Annotated in this window: 22 protein-coding genes; 7 read left to right on the forward strand and 15 right to left on the reverse strand. The window is 69.3% G+C overall.

Translation table 11 applies throughout. The features are described 5' to 3' along the window. From rpmC to H5398_RS11885, 13 genes are all read right to left on the reverse strand, one after another. The gene (gene rpmC / locus H5398_RS11825; RefSeq protein WP_182782377.1) at window positions 1-234 is read right to left on the reverse strand and encodes a 50S ribosomal protein L29; all 234 of its coding nucleotides are present in this window, start codon (window positions 232-234) and stop codon (window positions 1-3) included. Further along, window positions 234-653, reverse strand: coding sequence for a 50S ribosomal protein L16 (gene rplP / locus H5398_RS11830; protein WP_182782376.1), 420 nt, complete (start codon window positions 651-653; stop codon window positions 234-236). The genes rpmC and rplP overlap by 1 nt, the downstream gene beginning before the upstream one ends. 2 nt (window positions 654-655) lie before the next feature. Then, window positions 656-1,471: a 30S ribosomal protein S3 gene (gene rpsC / locus H5398_RS11835; protein ID WP_182782375.1), complete on the reverse strand. Its 816-nt coding sequence runs from the start codon at window positions 1,469-1,471 to the stop codon at window positions 656-658. Window positions 1,472-1,473: 2 nt separating this feature from the next. Beyond that, the gene (rplV, locus tag H5398_RS11840; RefSeq protein ID WP_182782374.1) at window positions 1,474-1,875 is read right to left on the reverse strand and encodes a 50S ribosomal protein L22; all 402 of its coding nucleotides are present in this window, start codon (window positions 1,873-1,875) and stop codon (window positions 1,474-1,476) included. A gap of 27 nt (window positions 1,876-1,902) precedes the next feature. Then, on the reverse strand, window positions 1,903-2,184 hold the full coding sequence (gene rpsS / locus H5398_RS11845; RefSeq protein ID WP_182782373.1) for a 30S ribosomal protein S19: 282 nt from the start codon (window positions 2,182-2,184) through the stop codon (window positions 1,903-1,905). 18 nt (window positions 2,185-2,202) lie between these two features. Further along, window positions 2,203-3,039 carry a 50S ribosomal protein L2 gene (gene rplB, locus H5398_RS11850; RefSeq protein WP_182782372.1) on the reverse strand — a complete coding sequence of 279 codons (837 nt, stop codon included), beginning with the start codon at window positions 3,037-3,039 and terminating at the stop codon, window positions 2,203-2,205. Between the two features lie 33 nt (window positions 3,040-3,072). Continuing rightward, window positions 3,073-3,384, reverse strand: a complete 312-nt coding sequence (gene rplW / locus H5398_RS11855; RefSeq protein ID WP_370585710.1) for a 50S ribosomal protein L23 — start codon at window positions 3,382-3,384, stop codon at window positions 3,073-3,075. Further along, window positions 3,381-4,121 carry a 50S ribosomal protein L4 gene (gene rplD / locus H5398_RS11860; RefSeq protein ID WP_182800133.1) on the reverse strand — a complete coding sequence of 247 codons (741 nt, stop codon included), beginning with the start codon at window positions 4,119-4,121 and terminating at the stop codon, window positions 3,381-3,383. Before rplD ends, rplW begins: the two co-directional genes overlap by 4 nt. Next, window positions 4,118-4,777: a 50S ribosomal protein L3 gene (gene rplC / locus H5398_RS11865; RefSeq protein ID WP_370585709.1), complete on the reverse strand. Its 660-nt coding sequence runs from the start codon at window positions 4,775-4,777 to the stop codon at window positions 4,118-4,120. Before rplC ends, rplD begins: the two co-directional genes overlap by 4 nt. An 8-nt stretch (window positions 4,778-4,785) precedes the next feature. Continuing rightward, entirely contained in the window at window positions 4,786-5,097 is a 312-nt protein-coding gene (rpsJ, locus tag H5398_RS11870; protein ID WP_040284687.1) for a 30S ribosomal protein S10, read from the reverse strand. 276 nt (window positions 5,098-5,373) lie between these two features. Continuing rightward, the gene (gene pflA / locus H5398_RS11875) at window positions 5,374-6,213 is read right to left on the reverse strand and encodes a pyruvate formate-lyase-activating protein (RefSeq protein WP_370586117.1); all 840 of its coding nucleotides are present in this window, start codon (window positions 6,211-6,213) and stop codon (window positions 5,374-5,376) included. Beyond that, entirely contained in the window at window positions 6,214-8,484 is a 2,271-nt protein-coding gene (pflB, locus tag H5398_RS11880; protein WP_182800134.1) for a formate C-acetyltransferase, read from the reverse strand. A 166-nt stretch (window positions 8,485-8,650) separates the two neighbouring features. Further along, window positions 8,651-11,632, reverse strand: a complete 2,982-nt coding sequence (locus H5398_RS11885) for a glycoside hydrolase family 2 TIM barrel-domain containing protein (protein ID WP_182800135.1) — start codon at window positions 11,630-11,632, stop codon at window positions 8,651-8,653. Window positions 11,633-11,808: 176 nt separating this feature from the next. On the opposite strand from H5398_RS11885, the gene H5398_RS11890 reads away from it, so the two are divergent. From H5398_RS11890 to H5398_RS11910, 5 genes are all read left to right on the forward strand, one after another. Then, window positions 11,809-13,632 carry a DUF294 nucleotidyltransferase-like domain-containing protein gene (locus H5398_RS11890; protein ID WP_182800136.1) on the forward strand — a complete coding sequence of 608 codons (1,824 nt, stop codon included), beginning with the start codon at window positions 11,809-11,811 and terminating at the stop codon, window positions 13,630-13,632. After that, window positions 13,629-14,297 (forward strand): exonuclease domain-containing protein, encoded by a 669-nt coding sequence (locus H5398_RS11895; protein ID WP_182782367.1) that lies wholly within the window; start codon window positions 13,629-13,631, stop codon window positions 14,295-14,297. Before H5398_RS11890 ends, H5398_RS11895 begins: the two co-directional genes overlap by 4 nt. A gap of 72 nt (window positions 14,298-14,369) precedes the next feature. Continuing rightward, window positions 14,370-15,755 carry a deoxyribodipyrimidine photo-lyase gene (locus H5398_RS11900; RefSeq protein WP_182800137.1) on the forward strand — a complete coding sequence of 462 codons (1,386 nt, stop codon included), beginning with the start codon at window positions 14,370-14,372 and terminating at the stop codon, window positions 15,753-15,755. Between the two features lie 64 nt (window positions 15,756-15,819). Further along, window positions 15,820-17,571, forward strand: a complete 1,752-nt coding sequence (locus H5398_RS11905) for a DEAD/DEAH box helicase (protein ID WP_182800138.1) — start codon at window positions 15,820-15,822, stop codon at window positions 17,569-17,571. A gap of 40 nt (window positions 17,572-17,611) precedes the next feature. Further along, window positions 17,612-18,568: a glutathione S-transferase family protein gene (locus H5398_RS11910; RefSeq protein ID WP_182782364.1), complete on the forward strand. Its 957-nt coding sequence runs from the start codon at window positions 17,612-17,614 to the stop codon at window positions 18,566-18,568. A gap of 60 nt (window positions 18,569-18,628) precedes the next feature. On the opposite strand, the gene H5398_RS11915 is transcribed toward H5398_RS11910, so the two are convergent. Next, window positions 18,629-19,081, reverse strand: coding sequence for an Hsp20/alpha crystallin family protein (locus H5398_RS11915; RefSeq protein WP_182782363.1), 453 nt, complete (start codon window positions 19,079-19,081; stop codon window positions 18,629-18,631). A gap of 128 nt (window positions 19,082-19,209) precedes the next feature. Further along, window positions 19,210-20,664 carry a glutamate--tRNA ligase gene (gene gltX / locus H5398_RS11920; RefSeq protein WP_182800139.1) on the reverse strand — a complete coding sequence of 485 codons (1,455 nt, stop codon included), beginning with the start codon at window positions 20,662-20,664 and terminating at the stop codon, window positions 19,210-19,212. A gap of 32 nt (window positions 20,665-20,696) precedes the next feature. On the opposite strand from gltX, the gene H5398_RS11925 reads away from it, so the two are divergent. Together H5398_RS11925 and H5398_RS11930 are read left to right on the forward strand one after the other, a co-directional pair. Continuing rightward, window positions 20,697-21,269 (forward strand): DUF4112 domain-containing protein, encoded by a 573-nt coding sequence (locus H5398_RS11925; RefSeq protein WP_182782361.1) that lies wholly within the window; start codon window positions 20,697-20,699, stop codon window positions 21,267-21,269. A 36-nt stretch (window positions 21,270-21,305) separates the two neighbouring features. Next, complete coding sequence (locus tag H5398_RS11930) at window positions 21,306-22,988, forward strand: glutamine--tRNA ligase/YqeY domain fusion protein (RefSeq protein ID WP_182800140.1); 1,683 nt, start codon at window positions 21,306-21,308, stop codon at window positions 22,986-22,988. The last annotated feature ends 25 nt before the right edge of the window (window positions 22,989-23,013 follow it).

Consider the following 23,013-nt stretch of genomic DNA (forward strand, 5'->3'; position numbering starts at 1 on the left):
TCACTTCTCCTCAACAACCGGCTCGTCGACGATGCCGAGGTTGCGCTCCTGCAGCACGGTGTAGATGCGTGCAATGTCCTTGCGGACGTTGCGCATGCGGCTGCTCGACTCCAGCTGGCCGGTGGCAGCCTGGAACCGAAGGCCGAACAGTTCCTCCTTCAACTCAACGACCTTGGCGTTGAGCTGATCACGCGACAGACCACGAAGATCGTGTGCGGCGAGAGAGTTACTCATCAGATATCACCTGCTTCGCGCTTGATGAAGCGTGCCTTGAAGGGCAGCTTGTGGATGGCCAGACGCATGGCCTCGCGGGCCACGTCCTCCGGGACGCCGGACAGCTCGAACAGCACGCGTCCGGGCTTGATGTTGGCGATCCACCACTCGGGGGAACCCTTGCCGGAACCCATGCGGGTCTCGGCCGGCTTCTTGGTCAGGGGGCGGTCCGGATACACGTTGATCCAGACCTTGCCGCCACGCTTGATGTGACGGGTCATGGCGATACGAGCGGCCTCGATCTGACGGTTGGTCAGGTAGGACGACTCGAGCGCCTGGATGCCGTACTCACCGAAGGCGAGCTTGGTGCCGCCCTTGGCCGCACCGTCACGCGTGGGGTGGTGCTGCTTACGGAACTTCACGCGACGAGGAATCAGCATGATCAGGCTCCTGCGTTCTCGGTTGCGGGCGCAGCCGGGGCCTCAGCCTGGGCTGCGTCGGCGCGACGGCGACCGCCGCGCTCGGGACGATCCCCACGAGCCTCGCCGCGGGCGGGACGACGGCCCGGACGCTGCTGACGGCCACCGGGGGCGTTGTTGCGGGCGGCCTTCTGGGCAGCGCGCTCAGCGCGGGTGCCGGTGACGTCGCCCTTGTAGATCCACACCTTGACGCCGATCCGGCCGAACGTGGTGCGGGCCTCGAAGAAGCCGTAGTCGATGTCGGCGCGCAGCGTGTGCAGCGGCACACGGCCTTCGCGGTAACCCTCGGAGCGCGACATTTCGGCGCCACCGAGACGACCCGAGCACTTGATCTTGATGCCCACGGCGCCGGAACGCATGGCCGTCTGCTGGGCCTTGCGCATGGCGCGACGGAAGGCGACACGGGCGCCGAGCTGCTCGGCGACTCCCTGAGCCACGAGCTGCGCATCGATCTCGGGGTTCTTGACCTCGAGGATGTTCAGCTGCACCTGCTTGCCGGTCAGCTTCTCCAGCTCGGCGCGGACGCGCTCCGCCTCGGCGCCGTTGCGGCCGATGACGATGCCCGGACGTGCGGCGTGGAGGAAGATGGTCACCCGCTCCGAGCGACGCTCGATCTCGATCGACGAAACGCCGGCGCGCTCAAGAGTCTTGGTCAGGTACTGGCGGATCTTGACGTCCTCGCCGACGAACTCCGAGTACTGCTTGTCGCTGTACCAGCGGGAGTTGTGATCGGTGGTGATGCCGAGGCGGAAGCCAATCGGGTTGATCTTTTGGCCCATAATCAGGCTCCCTTCGTCTCGCGGGGTTCGACGACCACTGTGATGTGGGCGCCGCGCTTGAGGATGCGGCTGGCCGACCCCTTCGCACGGGGCCGGATTCGACGCAGCGTCACGCCCTCGTCGACGAACGCCTTGGAGATGTACAGGTCGCCGGAGCGCAGGGCCTCGGCCGACTCCGCGTTGGCCACGGCCGAGGCCACAACCTTGTACACGGGCTCGGACGCGGCCTGCGGGGCGAACTTCAGGGCGACAAGGGCGTCCTTGACGTCCATGCCGCGGACCAGGTCGACGACTCGACGGACCTTGGTGGGGCTCATCCGGACGTGGCGCGCGATGGCGAACGAGCCAGGACGATCACCGAGCAGGTTCTCGCGACGACGGCTGTTGCCGTTTTCGTTGCTCATAGTTGATTCAGTTCCTTATCTCGCGCCTCAGCGGCGACGGGCCTTTTTGTCGTCCTTCACGTGACCCTTGAAGGTGCGCGTGGGAGCGAACTCGCCCAACTTGTGACCGATCATCGACTCGGTGACGAACACCGGGACGTGCTTGCGGCCGTCGTGCACTGCGATGGTGTGCCCCAGCATGTCGGGGATGATCATCGAGCGTCGCGACCAGGTCTTGATGACATTCTTGGTGCCCTTGTCGTTCTGAACGTCCACCTTCTTCTGCAGGTGGTCGTCGACGAAGGGGCCCTTCTTCAGGCTGCGTGGCATATTTCCTCAGGCTCCCTATCAGCGCTTCTTGCCGGTCTTGCGACGGCGGACGATGAGTCGACTGCTCGCCTTGTTCTTGTCACGGGTGCGTCCCTCGGGCTTGCCCCAGGGCGACACAGGGTGGCGGCCACCCGACGTGCGGCCCTCGCCACCACCGTGGGGGTGGTCGACGGGGTTCATCACGACGCCGCGGACGGTCGGGCGGATGCCCTTCCAGCGGTTGCGGCCGGCCTTGCCCCAGTTGATGTTGGACTGCTCGGCGTTGCCGACCGTGCCGATCGAGGCGCGACAGCGGACGTCGACCAGGCGCATTTCACCAGAGGGCATGCGCAGCGTGGCGTACTTGCCCTCGCGGGCAACCAGCTGGATGGCCGCGCCGGCCGAACGGCCGAGCTTGGCTCCGCCGCCCGGGCGCATCTCCACCGCGTGCACCGTGGTGCCGACGGGGATCTGGCGCAGCTCGAGGTTGTTGCCCGGCTTGATGTCCGAGCCCTCGCCGGCGGTGACCACAGTGCCCTGAGCCAGGCCGTTCGGCGCGATGATGTAGCGCTTCTCGCCGTCGGCGTAGTGCAGCAGCGCGATGCGGGCGGTGCGGTTGGGGTCGTACTCGATGTGAGCGACCTTGGCCGGCACGCCGTCCTTGTCGTAGCGCTTGAAGTCGATGATGCGGTAGGCCTGCTTGTGGCCTCCACCGATGTGACGCGTCGTGATGCGCCCGGTGTTGTTGCGGCCACCGGTCTTCGACTTCGGCGCGAGCAGCGACTTCTCCGGCGTGGAGCGCGTGAGTTCAACGAAGTCGGACACGCTGGAGCCGCGACGGCCCGGCGTGGTCGGCTTGTACTTACGGATACCCATGAGTCTAAGTTCCTTCTCTCAGCGGCTCGCCGGTCAGTTGACCGGGCCTCCGAAGATGTCGATGCTCTGGCCCTCGGCCACGGTGACGATCGCACGCTTGGTGTCGACCTTTTTGCCGTACCCGTACTTGGTGCGGCGGCGCTTACCCGTGCGGTTGAGGGTGTTCACGGAGGTGACCTTGACATCGAAGATGGCCTCAATGGCGATCTTGATCTCGGTCTTGTTGGCGTCCGGGGAGACGATGAAGGTGTACTTGCCGTCATCGAGCAGGTTGTAGCTCTTCTCGCTCACCACGGGGCGCAGGATGACGTCGCGGTGATCGCGGATCTTCAGCGCAGTGGTCACTTGTCCTTCTCCTCAGTCTTCTTCTCGGCCTTGGGGGCCTCGACAGCGGTCTCCTCGGCGGCGGCCTCGGATTCGGTGGCGACGGCCTTGGCCGACTTGCCCACCGCGGGACCGGCCGAGAACGCGGCCAGTGCAGCCGAGGTGAAGACCACCTTGTCGTTGACCAGCACGTCGTAGGTGTTGAGCTGATCGACGGCGAGCGCGTGCACCGTGGGGACGTTGCGCAGGCTCAGCCAGGCCACGTCCTCGAAGCGGTCCAGCACGACCAGCACCTTGCTCAGATCCCCGGCCACGCTCGTCAATGCCTCGATGGCTGACTTGGTGGAGGGCTTCTCCCCCGCCACGATCTCGGAGATGACGAACACGCCGCCCTCGCGGGCCCGGTCCGACAGCGCGCCGCGCAGTGCGGCGGCGATCATCTTCTTGGGGGTGCGCTGCGAGTAGTCGCGCGGCTGCGGGCCGTGCACGACGCCGCCACCGGCCCACTGGGGGGCGCGGCGCGAACCCTGACGGGCGCGGCCGGTGCCCTTCTGGCGCCACGGCTTGATGCCACCGCCGCGGACTTCACCGCGGGTCTTGGTGGAGTGCGTGCCCTGACGGGCCGCGGCCAGCTGGGCCACGACAACCTGGTGGATCAGGGGAATGTTGGTCTGCGTGTCGAACAGATCGCCGGGAAGGTCGACCTTGCCGGCCTTCTTGCCCTTGGCGTCGACGACGTCAATTGTCAGATCGCTCATGCGACAACACCCTTCTTGGCTGCGCTGCGGACGACGACGAGCGACCCGTTGTTACCGGGGATGGCGCCGCGGACCAGCAGCAGACCACGCTCAGCGTCGACGGCGTGGATCTTGAGGTTCTGGATGGTGACCTTCTCGTTGCCCATCCGGCCGGCCATCTTGAGGCCCTTGAAGACCTTGCCGGGGGTGGAGCAGCCACCGATGGAGCCAGGCGAGCGGTGCTTGCGGTGCACACCGTGCGAGGCCTTGAGGCCGTGGAAACCGTGGCGCTTCATGACGCCCGCGGTGCCCTTGCCCTTGGTGGTGCCGGTCACGTCGACGATCTCGCCGTCGGCGAAGACCTCCGCGGTCAGCTCCTGGCCCAGGGTGAACTCCGACGCATCAGCGGTGCGGAGCTCCACCAGCCGCTTGCGCGGGGTGACGTCCGCCTTGGCGAAGTGCCCGGCGGCCGGCTTGGTGACCTTCTTGGCCTTGATGGCGCCGAAGCCGAGCTGCACGGCGGAGTAGCCGTCGGTCTCGGGGGTGCGCACCTGCGTGACGACGCAGGGTCCGGCCTGGATCACGGTCACAGGGACGATCTTGTTGTTCTCGTCCCACAACTGGGTCATGCCGAGCTTGGTGCCCAGGATGCCCTTCACGATTCGTTCACTCATCACTTCAGACCTCACGGGAGCTTGATCTCGATGTCAACACCGGCGGGCAGATCGAGGCGCATCAGCGAATCGACGGTCTTCGGCGTCGGGTCGAGGATGTCGATGAGGCGCTTGTGCGTGCGCATCTCGAAGTGCTCGCGGCTGTCCTTGTACTTGTGGGGCGAACGGATGACGCAGTACACGTTCTTCTCCGTCGGCAGCGGCACCGGGCCGGCCACCTTCGCGCCCGTGCGGGTCACAGTGTCGACGATCTTGCGCGCCGAGCTGTCGATGACCTCATGGTCATAGGCCCGCAGCCTGATGCGGATCTTTTGTCCAGCCACGTCGTTCCTTACTTCTAGCCCTGTGGAAATTTCACGTTCCTTTGAGGGTATAAACCCTTGTCACCCCAACCCCCGAGGTCGGGAGTGTCGCGCCCTCAGCCGCAAGGTAAGACAACCCTTCCGGTGAAGGAAGGCCACATCTCGCGCTTGGGCGTCTGCTCGACCTCACTCGCGGGGCATGGCGCCAAGGACGCCGACCCCATCGCGGAGCAACCGGACCATTCTGGCATGCCTGGGGCGAGGCGCCAAATCGCGGGGTCCCTCAGCAGGGGAGCGTCAGTACACCACGAGCCCCCGGCCGCGGAACAGCGCCCGCGCCTCTTCAACCATCTCCGGCGACGGCGCCCGCGTGTCCGCGAGGGAGTACTCCAGTCCGGCCTCCGCCCACTTCTGCCGGCCCATCTGGTGGAACGGGAGTACCTCGACACGCCCGACCGCGGGGAGTGAGGCAGCATACTCGGCGATCGGCGCGATGGTGGCGGGGTCGTCGGTCAGGCCGGGGACCAGGACGAACCGGATCCACGTCTCGATGCCGAGCCCTGACAACCGTCGGCCGAACTCCAGCGTGGGGGCAAGGGACCGCCCCGTCACCCGCCGGTAGGTGGCCTCGTCCCCCGCTTTGACGTCCAACAGCACCAGATCCACGTCGGCCAGCAGCTCGTCGGTGGCGTGCCGGCCGAGGAACCCGGAGGTGTCCAGGGCTGTGTGGACGCCCATCTCCTTAGCGCCCCTCAGAACCCGCGCCGCGAACGCCGGCTGCTGGAGCACCTCGCCGCCGGAGAGGGTGATCCCGCCGCCCGTGGCGCGGAAGACGCCCCGGTAGCGCCGGATCCGGGCCAGCAGGTCCTCGGCCCGCACTGGAACCCCGCGCGAGGCCGCCATCGTGTCCGGGTTGTGGCAGTAGAGGCAGCGCAGCGGACACCCCGCGAGGAAGGTCGTCATCCGCGTGCCCGGACCGTCGACGGCGGTGACCAGCTCCCAGGAGTGCACCGAGCCCACCTCGCCGGCGCGCTGCGCGGCCAGGAGCTCCGAACGGCCCAGCGCCTCCGCCGTCGGGATTCCCCCGAGCATGGAGGCGTGACGCGCCGCGGGCGCCGCCGGGGAGGCCACAGCCACCTAGAGGGCCTCGTGGAAGGTCCGCGAGAGCACGTCGAGCTGCTGCTCGCGGGTCAGCTTGACGAAGTTGACCGCATACCCCGAGACGCGGATGGTGAGCTGCGGATAGTTCTCCGGGTGCTCCATGGCGTCGAGGAGAGTCTCGCGGTTCAGGACGTTGATGTTGGCGTGGTACAGCCCCTCCTCCATGCCCGCGTCGAGGATGCCGACCAGGTTGGCGACGCGCTCACCCTCGGTGCGGCCTAGCGCCTGGGGGGTGATGGTGTTGGTCAGCGAGATGCCGTCCAGTGCGTCGTCGTAAGCGAGCTTGCCGACGCTCATCATGGAGGCGAGCATCCCGTGGGTGTCGGCCCCGTTCTCCGGGTTGGCACCGGGCGCGAAGGGCGTGCCGGCGGCGTGGCCGCAGGGGAAGGCACCGGTGGCCTTGCCGTAGACGACGTTGGAGGTGATGGTCAGCACCGACTGGGTGGGCACTGCGTCCCGGTAGAGCCGGATGGCGCGGATCTTGTCCATGACGGTGGAGACCACGAGTTGGGCGAGCTCGTCGGCGCGGTCGTCGTCGTTGCCGTACCTCGGGAAGTCCCCCTCGGTGAGGTAGTCGATCACCAGGCCCGTGTCGTCGCGCACCGGGGTGACGGAGGCGTACCGGATGGCCGCGAGCGAGTCGGCCACGATGGACAGCCCGGCAATGCCGCAGCCCAGCGTGCGCACGATCTCGTCGTCGTGCAGCGCCATCTCGATGGCCTCGTAGGCGTACTTGTCGTGGCAGTAGTGAATGATGTTGAGCGCCTCGACGTAGGTCTCGACGGCCCAGGTGAGCATCTCGTCGTAGCGCGCCCAGACGGTCTCGAAGTCCAGCGGCTGGTCACCGGTGATGGGCGCATAGCCGTCCACCACGGTCTTGCCGGTCATCTCGTCCCGGCCGCCGTTGATGGCGTACAGGAACGCCTTGGCGGTGTTGAGCCGCGCGCCGAAAAACTGCATCTGCTTGCCGATGGCCATGGGCGAGACGCAGCACGCGATGGCGGTGTCGTCGCCCCAGTGGCACCGGATCTCCCGATCCGACTCGTACTGGAGCGCGGAGGTCTCGATCGAGATGAGCGAGCAGAAGTCCTTGTACCCGGCCGGCAGCGCCGCATCCCAGTAGACGGTGATGTTCGGCTCCGGCGCGGGGCCGAGGTTGCGCAGCGTCTGCAGCAGCCGGAACGACGTCTTCGTCACCAGGGTGCGGCCGTCGTCGGCGAACCCGCCGTCGGACCAGGTGGCCCAGTAGGGGTCCCCGGAGAAGATCTGGTCGTAGTCCTTCGTGCGGAGGAACCGGACGATGCGCAGCTTGGTGACCAGCGCGTCGATGACCTCCTGCACGCCCTCCTCGGTGAGGAGGCCGGCTGCGAGGTCGCGTTCGGCGTAGACGTCGAAGAAGCCGGAGAGCCGGCCGATGCTCATCGCGGCGCCGTCCTGGCTCTTCACCGAGGCGAGGTAGGCGAGGTAGGTCCACTGCACGGATTCGACGAAGGTCGCGGCGGGGCGCCGGAGATCGAAGCCATAGCTGTCGCCCAGGTTCTTCAGCTTCTGGAGCGCCTTGATCTGCTCGGCGTGCTCCTCGCGGTAACGGGCCCAGTTCTCGGAGAACGGCTGGCCGGCCACTGCGTCGAGGTCGACCTTCTTCTGCTCGATGAGGCGGTCCACCCCGTACAGCGCCACCCTTCGGTAGTCGCCGATGATCCGCCCGCGACCGTAGGCGTCCGGCAGGCCGGTGATGAGGTGCGCGCTGCGCGCCTTGCGGATCCGGGGGGTGTAGATGTCGAAGACGGCCTCGTTGTGGGTCTTGCGGTACCGGGTGAAGATCTCCTTGACCCGCTGGTCGGGCTCCAGCCCGGCCTCGCGGATGGCCGTCTCCACCATCCGCCAGCCGCCGGCGGGCATCATGGGGCGCTTCAGCGGCGTGTCGGTCTGCAGCCCGACGATGACATCGTCGTCGCCGCAGATGTAGCCCGCGGGGAAGGCGTCCACGTCGCCGGGGATGTGGGTCTCGACGTCATAGACGCGACGGGCGCGCTCCACGCTGAGGAAGTCCCGCTGCAGGGTCTCCCAGACGCGCAGCGTCTTCTCCGTGGGTCCGGTGAGGAAGGCGGCGTCACCGGTGTACGGGGTGAAGTTGCTCAGGATGAAGCTGCGCACATCGATGCTGTGCTGCCACGGCCCCGGGCGGAAACCGCTCCAGGGGTCTTCTGCGGTGTCGGTGTTGCGGAGGGTGGCCGAGGCCGTCATGGTGCTCCCTGTGAGAAGGATCAAGAGTGTCTCTCACTGGCGAGCGACGTCGGCCGAGCACCGGGGCGGTTCCGTCCAGGAGCCGGCCACCGCGGTGTCGCCAACGATGGAATTGATACTACTCCTCGTAGGAACTCCGCCGGGGGCCGGCCCCACCTATCGCGGGCTACTCGGCGGCCCACCTCAATGACCACGCGGCGGCGCGGGGGCGCAGCATATACTCCGGCCGCACGTCGGGCCCGCAGGATCGGGAACCGAGCCCGTGCTGTTGGGCGTCGACGTACAGGTGCATGGCAGTGGGCTCCCCCAGTTCGTGCGGATGGCGGGCCGTCGTCACCTGGTGGGCGTCGTGGGCGCGCAGGGAGAAGCCGGGCAGCTCCCCTCCGGCCCGCTCGGCGTGGAGGGCGAGGCCCAGCTCGGGGAGGCTCAGCTCGCGCAGCTCCATCCGATGCCCGCTCTCCTGCGGGACGGCGTAGTTCACCACCAGATCCTCGATCATCGACCGGAATCGCCCCACGTGGGCGGCGGTCGAGGAGTCCACATAGTTTTCGTGCGGGCCGGTGCCGAACCAGGCCGCGCGGGTGAGCCCGAGGGGAAGCTCGAAGTGGAGGCCGATCCGCGGCCACGTGCCCTCCCAGTCCTTCGTCGGCTCGGCTGAGGCATCAAGCCGGAGGTCGTCGCCGTCGAGAGACCAGATCAGCTCGACGGTGACCGCCTGCCTGGTGGCGGCGGGGGCGTAGCGATGCAGGACCGTGAGGCGGCCGGGACCAGGGGTGACCGACAGCACACGACGGTGCAGGCGGTCCAACCCTGCGTCTCGCCACTGCTCAAGCGACGACGGCGCGGGCGCGCCGACGCCACGCGAGGCGGTGGCCTCCACGTCCACGTAGGAGTTGAATCCCGCGAGCGAGTCGTTCTCGGTGGGGGCCCGCCACAGCTCCAGCCGCGGGCCGCGGACATCGCGGCCGGCGAGTTCCAGGAGGTCGCCCGTGCGCGCGTCGAAGGCGGCGGGGCCGAGGTTGTAGACGCCGCCGGACGCCGTGGGCGTCTCGCCGGTCACCGGGTGTCGCGGGGCGGACGGCGCCTCGGCGAGAAGCGACTGGACTCGGCTGACCACGTGCCCGGCCGGCGCCCACGGCCCCTCGTCGGCCATCACGGCCTCGACGGTGCGCCACAGCTCCCCGGCCTCTGGGGCGTGGAACGGCGGCAGCTCGACGCAGACCAGCTCCCCCGGGGCCACCGGCCGGATCTCCACCTCGCCCGAGGCGATCTCTCGGCCGTCCAGCTCGTCGCGCCACACGATGCGCAGATCGCTGGTGTCGCCGTCGTGGCGTCGGTTCTCCACCCCGAGCTCCTCGTCTGTGACGGTGAGCTTCACGGGGGTCACCACCGCGGCGTACTCGGCCAGCATCGTGGTGGGGGTCCCGTCGGAGAGCACCATGCCGTCGCAGACGAAGGAGCCGTCGTGGAGCTGCTCGCCGAAGTCGCCGCCGTAGCCGAAGTACTCCACGCCGTCGGGTGTCGTGGTGCGCAGCCCGTGGTCGCGCCACTCCCACACGAAGCCGCCGTGCCATTGGGGCAGCGTGTCGAAACGCTCCTCGTACTCGGCCACCGCCCCGGCGCCGTTGCCCATGGCGTGCAGGTACTCGCACAGGATCATGGGGCGGCCCGCGAGCACGGCGCTGCGCCCCGCGGAGCCACGAAGGTTGCGGCCGGTCCCGGCGGACAGGTCCTCCATCTCCTCCACCGTGGCGTACATGCGCGAGACCATGTCGGTGTAGCGGCCCTCGAAGTCGGGCTCGTAGTGCACGGGGCGGTCGGGGTCACGGCGGTGCAGCCACGCGGCCATCGCGGCGGCGTTGGCCCCGGTGCCGGCCTCGTTGCCGAGCGACCACGCGACGATCGACGGGTGGTTCTTGTCGCGTTCGAACATCCGGATCACGCGGTCCACGAGCGCCTCGCGCCAGCGGGGATCGTCCGTGGGGTTGTCCACCCACCCGCCGCGCTCGAAGCCGTGGGTCTCGAGGTCGCACTCGTCGATCACCCACAGCCCCACCTCGTCGGTCAGCTCGAAGAACTCCGGGTGGGGCGGGTAGTGCGAGGTCCGCACCGCGTTGATGTTGTGGCGCTTCATCAGGTGAAGCTGGGCGCGCACCCGGTCGCGATCGAAGACCCGGCCGTGGTCGGGGTCGTACTCGTGCCGGTTCACACCTCGGATACGCAGCTTGCGGCCGTTGACGAGCCACTCGTGGCCCACGATCTCGATGCGCCGGAACCCCACTCGCAGGGTTCGCGTCTCCGCGGCGTTGCTCACCCGGGCGTCGTAGAGGCGAGGCCGGTCCGCGCTCCACGGCTCGACGACGCCCACCGGGATCGGCGCAACGTCTCCTGGGGCCTCGAAGGTGTGGGCCAGGCCGAGCTCGTCGAGACTGATCGTGACCGGGAACGCCGCGGCGTCGGCGCGCACCTCGGGCATCAGGGTGCCCTCGCCGGTCTCGGGATCGAAGTCCGCGCGCAGCCAGAGGTCGTCGATCCCGGCAGCGGGGCGGGCAAGGACGGTCACCGGCCGGAAGATGCCGGGCAGCCACCATTGGTCCTGGTCCTCCACGTAGCTGGCCGCCGACCACTGGTGGACGCGCACGTGGAGCACGTTGCGCCCGGGCCTGGCCTCGTCGGTGACGTCGAGCTCCTGGGCCAGCCGGCTCCCCCGCACCACGCCCACCAGGGAGCCGTTGAGGGACGCGATGGCAAGGGACTCCACGCCGTCGAAGCGCAGGAACACCCGGTCCCCGAAGCCGTCGGGCAGGTCGAACTCGACGCGGTAGTCGCCGGTGGGGTTGTCGTCGGGGACGTGCGGGGGCTCCACGGGGAAGGGGAAGTTGACGTTGGTGTAGGCAGGTCTGCCCCAGTCGCCGCGACCCTGGAGGACCCAGTGGCTCGGCACGTCGATCTGGTCCCAGCCGGAGTCGTCGAGGTCGACGGCGGCGGCACCGTCGGGCGCCAGGTCGGGCCGGGCGGAGTACCGGAAGCGCCACGTGCCGCTCAGGTCGATCTCGGCGGCGTCCGAGGCCACCCGCGACCTCGGCTGCACCCGTCGCCCCGACCCCGGCGCGAACGACTCGATCTCCGACACTGCTCTGCCCTCCATGGCTCGTCCAGACTCCCCCTCACCCTATCCAGCGCCCTCTCCCCGTGCACGACACGCCGTCGCATCCCTACCCCGGCGCCCTCCCGGTACCCGAGACCCCACTCAGACGGCGAGTCGTGCCCGGCGCAGGGGCGACGGGTAGGCTGCGCGCAACGAACGATCGAAGGGGATCCGCCGTGTCTGAGCTTGCCGACATCACCCAGTTCCTGGCCGCGCGCGAGCCGTGGTCCCTGCTCCCTCCCGGCCGGATCGCCGCCTTCGCGAAGCGCGCCGTCGGGCGCTATGTCCGCAGGGGCACGGTGATCCTCGCCGCCGGCTCCGCCCCCACTGCGATGTTCCTGGTCCGCTCGGGGGCCGTGGAGATCGTCGACGCCGGGGGCGACCTCATCGACAACGACGAGCAGGGCGCCTGCTTCGGGCAGCTGTCCATCATCGAGGAGCGGCCGTCCCGCTTCACGTTCACCGCGCTCGAGGACACGTTGCTGTGGTCGTTCGCCCCGGACGCGGTCCGGGAGCTGCTCGCGGTGCCGGAGGTGCGGCGTTACTTCACCGAGTCGCGGTTGAGCGATGCCACCCGCCAGGTCCCCGAGGGCGGCCCCGTCCTGCAGGTTCCCGTCTCCGAGATGATCACCCGCTCCCCCATCACCATCCAGGCGGACGCGACCGTCGGCGAGGCCGCCCAGGCGATGGACGAGGCGCGCGTCTCGGCCATCCTCGTCACTGAAGCTGACGCCCTGGTGGGCATCCTCACCGACCGGGACCTGCGCCGGGTGGTCGCGCGGGCCGTGGCGCCCTCGTCGCCGCTGGCGGAGTCCATGTCCACCGCGCCGCACACGATCAGCCACGACGCCCTCGCCCTGGACGTCCTGCTGAACCTCGTGGAGCACAAGATCCACCACCTCCCGGTGATGGATGGCGACCGGGTCCTCGGCATGGTCACCTCAGGCGATCTGATGCGGTTGGAGCGCTCGAGCCCGCTCTACGTGGTCGGGGACCTGGCGCGGCAGTCGGACCCTGCCTCGCTGGCGCGCGTCATGGGGAGGGTACCGAAGCTGGTGGGTCGCCTCCTGCGCCAGGACGCCACCGCCGAGGACATCACCCGGATCGTGAGTCGGACCACGGAGGCGCTGTGGCAACGGCTGCTGGAGCTGGCCGAGGAGCAGCTCGGCGCCCCCCCGGTGCCCTACTGCTGGGTGGCGCTGGGCTCGCTGGCCCGCGGGGAACAGGCGCTCGCCTCGGACCAGGACCACGCCCTGATCCTCAGCGACGACTACGAGCCCGGCCACGCGCCCTACTTCGAGCAGCTGGCCGAATCGGTGACCTCCGCCCTCGTCGAGTGCGGCTTTCCCCGCTGCAAGGGGGATGCCATGGCCACCAACCCGCAGTGGCGCAAACCGCTGGCGGCGTGGAGCCGCGAATTCGTCTCCTGGCTCGCGGCCCCCACGTCGGAGGCCGTCCTCAACTCCTCGATCTTCTTCGACATGCGCCCCGTCCACGGCGACCACACGCTGTACACGGCCCTCCAGCAGCGCATCCTGCGGACCGCGCCGTCCTCGACGCGGTTCCTCGGCCACCTGGCCAAGCACGCCAACGACGCCGAGGTGCCGATCGGGTTCCTCCGCGGCCTCGTCGTCGAGAAGAAGGGCCAGCACCGCGACCGTCTCGACATCAAGCTGGGCGGCATCAACCCCATCGTCGACGTGGCCCGCATCCACGCGCTGCACAAAGGGCTGCCGCAGGTCTCCACCCGGGGGCGGCTGCTGGCCGCGGCCGAGCACGGCGCCGAGGTGGACAACCTGCTCGACGCCTACGAGTTCCTCGGCTACACGCGCCTCCAGCACCAGGGGAGGCAGGTGGCCGCCGGCGAGGAGCCTGACAGCCACATCGATCCCGGGGACCTGTCGGACTTCGAGCGCCGCCACCTGCGCGACGCCTTCTCGATCGTCGGCAAGGCCCGATCTGCGCTCACCGTGACGTTCCAGACGCACTTCATCTCATGAGGTGGCCGTTCCGCCGCACCAACGCGGGGGCCGCGGACAAGGTGCCCGACGGCGCGCTGCGCCGCTACCTCAGCGCCGAGCCTGTGCCACGAAGCACCCCGATCTCCGAGCTGGCCCTGCTCGCCGTCGACTTCGAGACCACCGGCTTGACCCCGGCCGCCGACCACATTCTCTCGGTCGGGATGATCGACGTGACGGGGCTGAGTATCCCGCTCGGCACCGCCACCAACTTCTACGTCAACCCCGGTCACGAGGTGGGCCAGTCCGCCGTCATCCACCAGATCACCGACGACGAGCTCGCCGACGCCATCCCCAGCGCCGAGGCGCTGGACCGCGTGTTCGAACGCCTCACCGGCAGGGTGCTGCTGGCCCACCATGCCGCGATCGAGGTGGGGTTCCTGGCCGCCGCGGTGCGCCTCCTCTACGGCGTGAGCATCGAGCTGCCCGCCGTGGACACGATGGCGCTCGGGCATCGGGCACTGGGCTTCGACGAGGACCACCCCCGCGACGCGCTGAGGCTCTGGAAGCTGCGCTCACGCGCCGGGCTGCCGCACTACCGCGGCCACGATGCCGTGGTCGATGCCCTGGCCTGCGCGGAGCTGTACCTGGCCCTGGCCCAGGAGCTGGGAGTCAAGGACCTCGGCCAGCTCCTGCGCTTCTCCTGACCCCCGCCACTACACTCGCCCCACGTCCCTCGCGCGCCCCGGCCGCGGCGATCACAGGAGCTTCGATACCCGATGACCACCATCTGCTGGTTCAGGCGAGTACTTCGCGTCGAGGACCATCCGGCCCTCGTGGCCGCCGCCGCCGAGGGCAGCGTCGTGCCGCTCGTCATCCTCGATCCCGACGAGGCGGCCGCGCACCCCGCCTCCGCCGAACGGCAGGCCTTGAGCCTGCCCGCGCTGGACGCCGAGCTCCGGCGCCACGGCAGCAGGCTCACGGTGCGGCGGGGGCGCCCCACGGACGTGTTGGCCTCGGTCATCCGCGACACTGACGCGCAGTCGGTCCACACCACCGTCGGCTTTCCCTTCGCCGCCGACGACGGCCTCGACGACGCGGTCACCCGGGCCGGCGCCCGGCTGAGCCTCCATCCCCTGGCGGACCTGGTGCCGCGCGGCTCCGTGAGGACCGGCTCGGGCGGCACGTTCCGCGTGTACTCGCCCTTCTTCAAGGCGCTCAAGCAGCTGGACATCCGTCCACCCGTGGCGCCACCGGAGCTCCGGCCCCCCGACTCCTGGCCGTGGTCGGACCCGCTGGACTGGCCCGAGGCCCGGGCGGCGATGCGCCGCGGCTGGGACGTGGTGGCCGGCCACGTCGACGCCGGGGAGGCGGCCGCGGTGCAGCGGCTGGAGGACTTCCTGGACGGCGCCGTCGAGGACTACCCGGCGCACCGCGACGACCCGTGGCGCCCTGCCACCTCGGGCCTGTCCGATGCGCTGGCCGTCGGCGAGATCAGCGCGCGCACCATCTGGCACCGGTGTCTCCCGGCCTGGCACGAGGGACGCCCCGGCGTGGAGGGCTTCCTCTCCGAGCTGGCCTGGCGCGAGTTCGCCCGCGACCTGTTCCACGAGTCCCCCACCCTCGGCGAGCGCTGCTGGCGCCCGGAGTGGGAGTCCTTCCCGTGGGACGGCGACGGGGAGGCGGCCGAGCTGTGGCGCCGCGGCCGCACCGGGGTGGCCATGGTCGACGCGGGGATGCGGGAGCTGTGGGCGACCGGCCGGATGCACAACCGGGTGCGGATGATCGCCGCCAGCTACCTGACCAAGCACCTTCTCGTCGACTGGCGCGTGGGGCTGGGCTGGTTCGAGCGGACGCTCACCGACTGGGACGCCGCCTCCAACGCGATGAACTGGCAGTGGGTGGCGGGCTGCGGGCCCGACGCGTCGCCCTACTTCCGGATCTTCAACCCCGACACGCAGGCCACCAAGTTCGACCCACGAGCCGCCTACCGCTCGCACTGGCTCGCCCCGGAGGCCGACGGTGCCCGGGACTTCGCCGCGGCCGCCCCACTGTCCTGGCACGTCGACCTCGCCGATCGACCCGAGCCCGTCACCTCGCTCGCCGACGGCCGAGCCCGCGCGCTCGCCGCCTACGAATCCCTCCGCGCGGGAAAGGCCGGCTGAACGCCCTGTCCGGCGTGTCGGGGCTTGGGTCACGGCGCACCCGGCGGCTAGAGTCACCGACCGTATGTCTTCCTCCGCCCTGGACCACCTGTCCCCCGCATTCCCGCAACGGGCGGCGTGGGGTACCGCGTCGTCGCTGCGGGCCTGGCAGGCCGCGGCGCTTGAGCAGTACGCGCGGGACCAGCCCCGCGACTTTCTCTGCGTGGCCACCCCCGGAGCAGGCAAGACCACGTTCGCGCTGAGGGTCGCGCTGACCCTGCTGTCGTCGCGGACGGTGCGCCGCATCGTCGTGGTGACCCCCACCGAGCACCTCAAGGTGCAGTGGGCGGACGCCGCCGCCAGGGTCGGGATCCAGCTGGACCCGGGGCTGGGTGGGTCGTCGCGGCGGGGCCGTGCGAAGGAGTACCACGGGTCGGCCGTCACGTACGCGGGGGTCGCGGCCCGCTCCTACGTCTACGAGGCGCTGTGCCATTCGAAGGAGACCCTGGTCATCTTCGACGAGATCCACCACGCGGGCGATTCCAAGAGCTGGGGCGAGTCGATCTCCTACGCGTTCACCCACGCCACCCGCCGGGTCGCGCTGACGGGCACCCCCTTCCGTTCGGACGACCACCCCATCCCGTTCGTCGCCTATGCCGACATCGCCCCCGGCGTGCAGCAGTCGCGCGCCGACTACACCTACGGCTACACCGAGGCCCTGGCCGACCACGTCGTGCGGCCGGTGATGTTCATGAACTACGGCGGGCAGATGCGGTGGCGCACGAAGTCCGGCGACGAGCTGGGCGCCGACCTGGGCGTCCCGATGACCAAGGACCTCACCGCCCACGCCTGGCGCACCGCCCTGTCGCCCACCGGCGAATGGATCCCGGCTGTGCTGCGCGCGGCGGACAGGCGACTCAGCGAGGTCCGCCGCCACGTCCCCGACGCCGGGGGCCTCGTCATCGCCACCAACCAGACCACCGCGCGCGCCTACGCCCGGCTCCTACACGACCTCACGGGCAGCAAGCCCTGCGTCGTGCTCTCCGACGACGCCAAGGCCACGACCCGCATCGAGACGTTCGCCTCGTCCGACGAGCGGTGGATGGTGGCCGTGCGAATGGTCTCGGAGGGCGTCGACGTGCCCCGCCTGGCCGTCGGGGTCTACGCCACCGCAACCTCCACGCCGCTGTTCTTCACGCAGGCCGTCGGCCGATTCGTGCGCAGCCGACGACGGGGCGAGGTGGCCACCGTCTTCCTCCCCACGGTCCCGGTGCTGCTCGCCCACGCCGCGACCCTCGAGCGGCAGCGCGATCACGTCCTCGGTAAGCCCAAGGGCGACGACGTCGACATCTGGGCCGAGACGGAGGCGCTGATCGAGCAGGCCAATCGCAGCGAGACGACCGCCGACGACCTGCTCGGCCAGTTCGAGGCGCTGGAATCCTCCGCGACCTTCGATCACGTCCTGTTCGACTCGCAGGCCTTCGGCATGCATGCCGAGCCCACCTCGGCCGACGAGCAGGACTACCTCGGCCTGCCCGGCCTGCTCGAGCCAAGCCAGGTCAGCGCCCTCCTCGCCGACCGGCAGCGTCGGCAGCTCCGGCGGCGTGAACGCGACGACCGGAAGGCCGAGCCCGAGGTGGCTCTGCACCGGGCGATCGCCTCGAAGCGCAAGGAGCTGAACTCGCTGGTGGCGCAGTTCGCGCGGCACAAGGGCGTTCCGCACAGCCACGTGCACGCGGACCTCCGTCGAGAGTGCGGCGGGCCGCCGCTGGCGCAGGCCTCGCAGGCGGAGGTGGACCAGCGGGTCAGCACCATCCGGGCCTGGCTGCGCGGCTGACCGTTCCTGGCGGCTCCGAACCGGCGGCTAGCCTGGGGCCATGACCGAGCACACTGAACACTCAGCAGGCGGCGTCTACTCCGTCAAGGGACGCGAGTTCACCCGCGACTCCCGCTACATCGAGACCCGCATCGTCGCCGATCCGCGTCCGGGCACCGACGACTACCCCGTCGAGCCTGGGCGCTACAGGCTGGTCGCGGCCTACGCGTGCCCGTGGGCCAACCGCGCCATCATCGTCCGCGAGCTCCTGGGCCTGCAGGACGTGATCTCGCTGGGCACCCCAGGCCCCACGCACGACTCCGACTCCTGGACCTTCGACCTCGATCCCGGTGAGGTGGACCCTGTGCTCGGGATCCCCCGCCTGAAGGACGCCTACGAGAGGCGCTTCCCCGGCTACCCCCGTGGCATCACGGTCCCCGCCATCGTCGACGTGCCCACCGGGATGGTGGTGACCAACAACTTCCCCCAGATCACCGAGGACCTGTTCTTCGAGTGGCGGTCCTTCCACAAGCCCGATGCGCCGGACCTCTGGCCCGAGGGCCTGCGGGGCGAGATGGATGAGGTGATGCAGCGCGTCTTCACGGAGGTCAACAACGGCGTCTACCGGTGTGGCTTCGCCGGGTCCCAGGAGGCCTACGACGCGGCCTACGACCGGCTGTGGACGGCGATGGACTGGCTGGAGGAACGGCTGGCGGACAGGCGCTACCTGATGGGGGACTCGATCACCGAGGCCGACGTGCGCCTGTTCACGACGCTGGTGCGCTTCGATCCCGTCTACCACGGCCACTTCAAGTGCAACCGCTCCAAGCTCTCGGAGCTGCCGAACCTGTGGGGGTACGCCCGCGACCTCTTCCAGACGCCGGGCTTCGGCACCAACGTGGACTTCGAGCAGATCAAGCGGCACTACTACGTTGTGCACACGGACCTCAACCCGCTCAGCATCGTGCCCAAGGGACCCGACCTGTCCGGATGGACCACCCGTCACGGTCGCGGCTGACCCGGCACGCACGACGGCGGGGCGCCCCTGGGTGGAGCGCCCCGCCGTCGTTGTCCGCGGTCAGGATTCAGGCTGTGCCGCGTCGGTCTCGACGCTGCCCTCGATCTGATTCATCTTCGCGGAGTGCTGCACCTCGATCTTGCGGGGCTTGGCGGTCTCGGCGACGGGGATGGTGAGGGTCAGGACGCCGTCGGAGTACGAGGCGCTGATCTTGTCCACCGCGAGCCCGCGGCCGAGCGTCAGCTGGCGGGCGAAGGTGCCGACGGCACGCTCACGGGTCAGCCACTGGGCGCCCTCGTCCTGGGCGGGCGAGGTGCGCTCGGCGCGGACGGTGACGGTGGCGCCGTCCATGTCGATGTCGATGCTGGCGGGGTCCACACCGGGCAGGTCGATGTGCGCGACGAACTCGTCGCCGGTGCGGTAGAGATCCATGGGCATCGCGACTGAGGCCGGGGTACGGGTGACGTCGCCGAGGAGGCGGTCGATGTCGCGGAAGGGGTCGAAGCCAGGCATTGTGCGTTCCTTTCTGAATTCATCGGGTGCCGGACTTGGTTTCAAGTTGAGTGTACCTCGCTCAACACGTGAGTCAAGTCCAAGTTGAGCGCCCTCGGCTCAAGTCACGCCGTGCCAGACGATGCCCGTCAGAGGGAGGCGCGCAGAGCTCGGAGGCGGGCGAGCGAGGACTCCCTGCCCAACAGCTCCATCGACTCGAACAGCGGCGGTGAGACCTTCCGGCCCGAGATCGCCACGCGGATGGGGGCGAAGGCGAACTTGGGCTTGATGCCCATCCCCTCGACGATCCGCTCCCGCAACCCCGCCTGGATGGCGTCGGTCGAGAACGGCACGGACTCCGCCACGGCGATGGCCGCGTCCAGCACCTCAGCTGCGTTCTCAGCGAGGCCGGCCAGGGCGTCGTCGTCGATCACCAGCGCCTCGTCGACGGCGAAGAGATAGTCCAGCTGGGGCCGCGCATCCTTCAGCAGCACCAGGCGCTCCTGAATGAGCGGCACGGCGCTGCGCAGCAGGGCGGCCTCGGCCCCGGTGGGCGCCCAGTCCGCCTCGAACTCCAGGATCCGCGACGCCAGCTCCCCGGCGGACAGGCTCCGGATGTAGTGCCCGTTGAGCCAATCCAGCTTCTTCAGATCGAAGATGGGGCCCACTGTGTTGACCTTGGACCAGGAGAATCCCTCGACGAACTGCTCGAAGGTGGACACCTCGGACTCCTCGTCTCCCGCGTAGCCGAGCAGCTGGAGGAAGTTGCGCACGGCCTCGGGCAGATATCCCTGCTCCTTGAACCACATCAGCCGCGCGGCGGGGTTCTTGCGCTTCGAGATCTTGGACTTGTCCGTGTTGCGCAGCAGCGGCATGTGGGCGAACGCCGGCCGCTTCCAGCCCAGCCAGTCGTAGAGCAGCACGTGCTTCGGCGTCGAGGAGATCCACTCCTCGCCGCGCACCACCGTGTCGATCCCCATGAGGTGGTCGTCGACGACCACGGCGAGATGGTAGGTCGGGAAGCCGTCGGCCTTGAGGATGACCTGGTCGTCCGGGCGGGGCGCCTTGACCGTCCCGCGGACGATGTCCTCGAACTCGAGCGGCGCGTCGTCGGGAATCAGCATCCGCACCACCGGGGTCTCGGAGAAGCCCGGCAGCGCCGCCCTCTCCTCCCGGGTCTTCCCCAGGCACAGCCGGTCGTAGCCGGTCACCGACAGCTTGAGCGCCTCCTGCTCCTTCCGCAGGCCCGCCAGGCGCTCCGAGGAGCACCAGCAGTGGTAGGCGTGGCCGTCAGCGAGGAGCTGCTCGACGAACGGGCGGTAGGTGTCCAGCCGCTCCGACTGACGATACGGGCCGAAATCGCCTCCGAGATGCGGCCCCTCATCGGCCTGCAGCCCAAGCCACTCGAGCGAGTCGTAGATCTGCTGCTCGCTGCCCTCCACCAGCCTGGCCTGATCCGTGTCCTCGATCCGGAGCACGAACGCCCCGCCGGTCTTTCGAGCCCAGGCGAGGTCGAACAAAGCCATGAAAGCGGTGCCGACGTGCGGGTCGCCGGTGGGCGACGGGGCGACACGGGTCCGGGCCGGGGTGGGTGTAGCGCTCATGGGAGTTCACCCTATCGGGCATCCTTGGGGCTATGACGACCGAACCGGGCCCCACCCCAGCCAAGGCGCTCCAGCACGCGCGGGACGCGGTCGACGACGCTGCACGCGGACGGATCCGCGGCTACCTCGCCTCAGATCCTCCGCCGAAGCCCGCCCAGATGACGCGCACCCTGAGCTACTTCCTCGACGATCTCGTGCAGATCCCCGGCACCAAGGTCCGCGTCGGACTGGACCCGTTCCTCTCCTTCATCCCTTGGGCGGGCACCGCCGTGGGAGCGGCATTCGGCAGCGTGGTGATGGCCGACGCCATCCGGCTCCGGGCTCCATTGCCGGTTCTGCTCCGGATGGGCACCAACTCACTGCTGGACTGGGCCCTGGGCATGGTCCCCTTCGTGGGCGCGTTCTTCGACGCCGCGTACCGCGCCAACAAGATGAACCTGAAGCTCCTGAACCGCACGATCGAGAACCGGGAACTGGTGCGTCAGGCCTCCGTCCGGTACTGGATCGGCGTCGCCGTTCTCGTGGCCCTGCTGGTGGCCGCGATGGTGGCCATCCCCATCGCGTTCATCATGGGGATCAACCACCTCATCGCCACCACCGGCTGACCGGCCCCACCGCGGGTGGCGTGCTAATTTACCCGCATGACCGAGCCCTCCGCCATGCCCTCCAACTTCATCTACGAGGCCGTGGACGCGGACGTCCAGGCAGGGAAACGCGGCGGCCGGGTCCAGACGAGATTCCCTCCCGAGCCCAACGGATACCTCCACATCGGGCACGCCAAGGCGATCGTCGTGGACTTCGGGGTGGCTGCGGACTTCGGCGGCATCTGCATCCTGCGCCTCGACGACACCAACCCGGAGACCGAGGACACCAGCTTCGTCGAGGGGATCGTCGAGGACATCGAGTGGCTCGGCTACGAGCCTGCAGACGTGCGCTACGCCTCCGACTACTTCGAGGAGTTGTACTCGTGGGCCGAGCGGTTGGTCAGCGCAGGCCTCGCCTACGTCGATGATCAGGACGGCGAGGCCATCTCGGCCGGCCGCGGTGGCTTCGGCAAGCCAGGGGTGAATTCGCCCTTCCGCGACCGCTCCCCCGAGGCGAACCTGGACCTGTTCCGGCGCATGCGCGCCGGTGAGTCTTCGGATGGTTCGAGGGTGCTGCGCGCCAAGATCGACATGGCCCACGAGAACATGCAGCTGCGCGACCCCATCATGTACCGGATCCGGCGCGTGACGCACCACCGCACGGGCGACGACTGGGCGATCTATCCCACCTATGACTGGGCGCACGGCCAGTCCGACGCCATCGAGGGCGTCACCCACTCCATCTGCACTCTCGAGTTCGAATCACACCGCCCCCTGTACGACTGGTTCCTGACCCAGCTGGGCGTCGAGGAGCCCCCGCGACAATACGAGTTCGCCCGCCTCGAGCTCACCCACACCGTCACCTCCAAACGGCGGCTGGCGAAGCTGGTCATGGACGGCGTCGTCGACGGGTGGGACGACGCCCGGATGCCCACCCTGCGGGGCCTGCGCCGCCGGGGCTACCCGCCCACCGCGATCCGCACCTTCTGCCGAGAGGTGGGCACCACCCGCACCAACTCTCGACAGTCCATCGAGGCCCTCGAAAGCTATGTCCGGCGCGAACTCAACTCCACGGCCCAGCGCCGGATGGCGGTCATCCGCCCGCTCAAGCTGCGCATCACCAACTGGCCGGTCGACGACGCGGGCCTGCCCGTGGTTGAGCACTTCGAGCTGGCGAACAACCCGGAGCGAGCGGAGGACGGCACCCGCAGCGTCGCGTTCAGCGGCGATCTCTGGATCGAGCAGGAGGACTTCCAGGAGGTGCCCCCGCCCAAGTACTTCCGGCTCTCCCCCGGCCGTGAGGTGCGCCTTCGGGGCGCCTACTTCGTGACCGCCACCGACGTCGTCAAGGACGAACAGGGCAACGTCGTGGAGGTGCTCGCCACCTACGACCCGGCCTCAAAGGGGGGCAACTCCCCGGACGGCCGCAAGGTCAAGTCCACGATGCACTGGGTGTCGGCGCAGCACGCGGTGGCCGCCACCGTGGCGCTGTACGGCCGGCTCTTCACCGCCGAGGCCCCGGGGGACGCGACGGGCGAAGCCCTGGACGATCTCAACCCCGATTCACGAGACGTCCTCGCCGGGGCGAAGGTGGAGGCGGCGCTGCTCGATGCGCGGCCCGGTGAGGTGGTGCAGTTCGAGCGCCTGGGCTACTTCGCCGCGGACCTGGACGAGCCGATGCACTTCCACCGCACCGTCGGCCTCCGCGACGAGTGGGCGGCCATCCAGAAGCGCGGCTGACGCCGGGAGGAAATGCGAAGAGGGC

It is taken from the genome of Tessaracoccus sp. MC1679 (assembly GCF_014164775.1).
In the GTDB taxonomy this organism is placed as follows: Bacteria; Actinomycetota; Actinomycetes; order Propionibacteriales; family Propionibacteriaceae; genus Arachnia.

Excerpts from the sequence above, each read along its gene's own strand:
- H5398_RS11910 (WP_182782364.1), top strand. The coding sequence starts at position 17,612 with ATGACCGAGCACACTGAACACTCAGCAGGCGGCGTCTACTCCGTCAAG.
- rpmC (WP_182782377.1), bottom strand. The coding sequence starts at position 234 with ATGAGTAACTCTCTCGCCGCACACGATCTTCGTGGTCTGTCGCGTGAT.
- H5398_RS11925 (WP_182782361.1), top strand. The coding sequence starts at position 20,697 with ATGACGACCGAACCGGGCCCCACCCCAGCCAAGGCGCTCCAGCACGCG.
- rplV (WP_182782374.1), bottom strand. The coding sequence starts at position 1,875 with ATGAGCAACGAAAACGGCAACAGCCGTCGTCGCGAGAACCTGCTCGGT.
- rplP (WP_182782376.1), bottom strand. The coding sequence starts at position 653 with ATGCTGATTCCTCGTCGCGTGAAGTTCCGTAAGCAGCACCACCCCACG.
- rpsS (WP_182782373.1), bottom strand. The coding sequence starts at position 2,184 with ATGCCACGCAGCCTGAAGAAGGGCCCCTTCGTCGACGACCACCTGCAG.
- H5398_RS11895 (WP_182782367.1), top strand. The coding sequence starts at position 13,629 with ATGAGGTGGCCGTTCCGCCGCACCAACGCGGGGGCCGCGGACAAGGTG.
- H5398_RS11930 (WP_182800140.1), top strand. The coding sequence starts at position 21,306 with ATGACCGAGCCCTCCGCCATGCCCTCCAACTTCATCTACGAGGCCGTG.
- rplD (WP_182800133.1), bottom strand. The coding sequence starts at position 4,121 with ATGAGCGATCTGACAATTGACGTCGTCGACGCCAAGGGCAAGAAGGCC.
- H5398_RS11885 (WP_182800135.1), bottom strand. The coding sequence starts at position 11,632 with ATGGAGGGCAGAGCAGTGTCGGAGATCGAGTCGTTCGCGCCGGGGTCG.
- H5398_RS11900 (WP_182800137.1), top strand. The coding sequence starts at position 14,370 with ATGACCACCATCTGCTGGTTCAGGCGAGTACTTCGCGTCGAGGACCAT.
- H5398_RS11915 (WP_182782363.1), bottom strand. The coding sequence starts at position 19,081 with ATGCCTGGCTTCGACCCCTTCCGCGACATCGACCGCCTCCTCGGCGAC.
- pflB (WP_182800134.1), bottom strand. The coding sequence starts at position 8,484 with ATGACGGCCTCGGCCACCCTCCGCAACACCGACACCGCAGAAGACCCC.
- H5398_RS11905 (WP_182800138.1), top strand. The coding sequence starts at position 15,820 with ATGTCTTCCTCCGCCCTGGACCACCTGTCCCCCGCATTCCCGCAACGG.
- rplB (WP_182782372.1), bottom strand. The coding sequence starts at position 3,039 with ATGGGTATCCGTAAGTACAAGCCGACCACGCCGGGCCGTCGCGGCTCC.
- rpsC (WP_182782375.1), bottom strand. The coding sequence starts at position 1,471 with ATGGGCCAAAAGATCAACCCGATTGGCTTCCGCCTCGGCATCACCACC.
- gltX (WP_182800139.1), bottom strand. The coding sequence starts at position 20,664 with ATGAGCGCTACACCCACCCCGGCCCGGACCCGTGTCGCCCCGTCGCCC.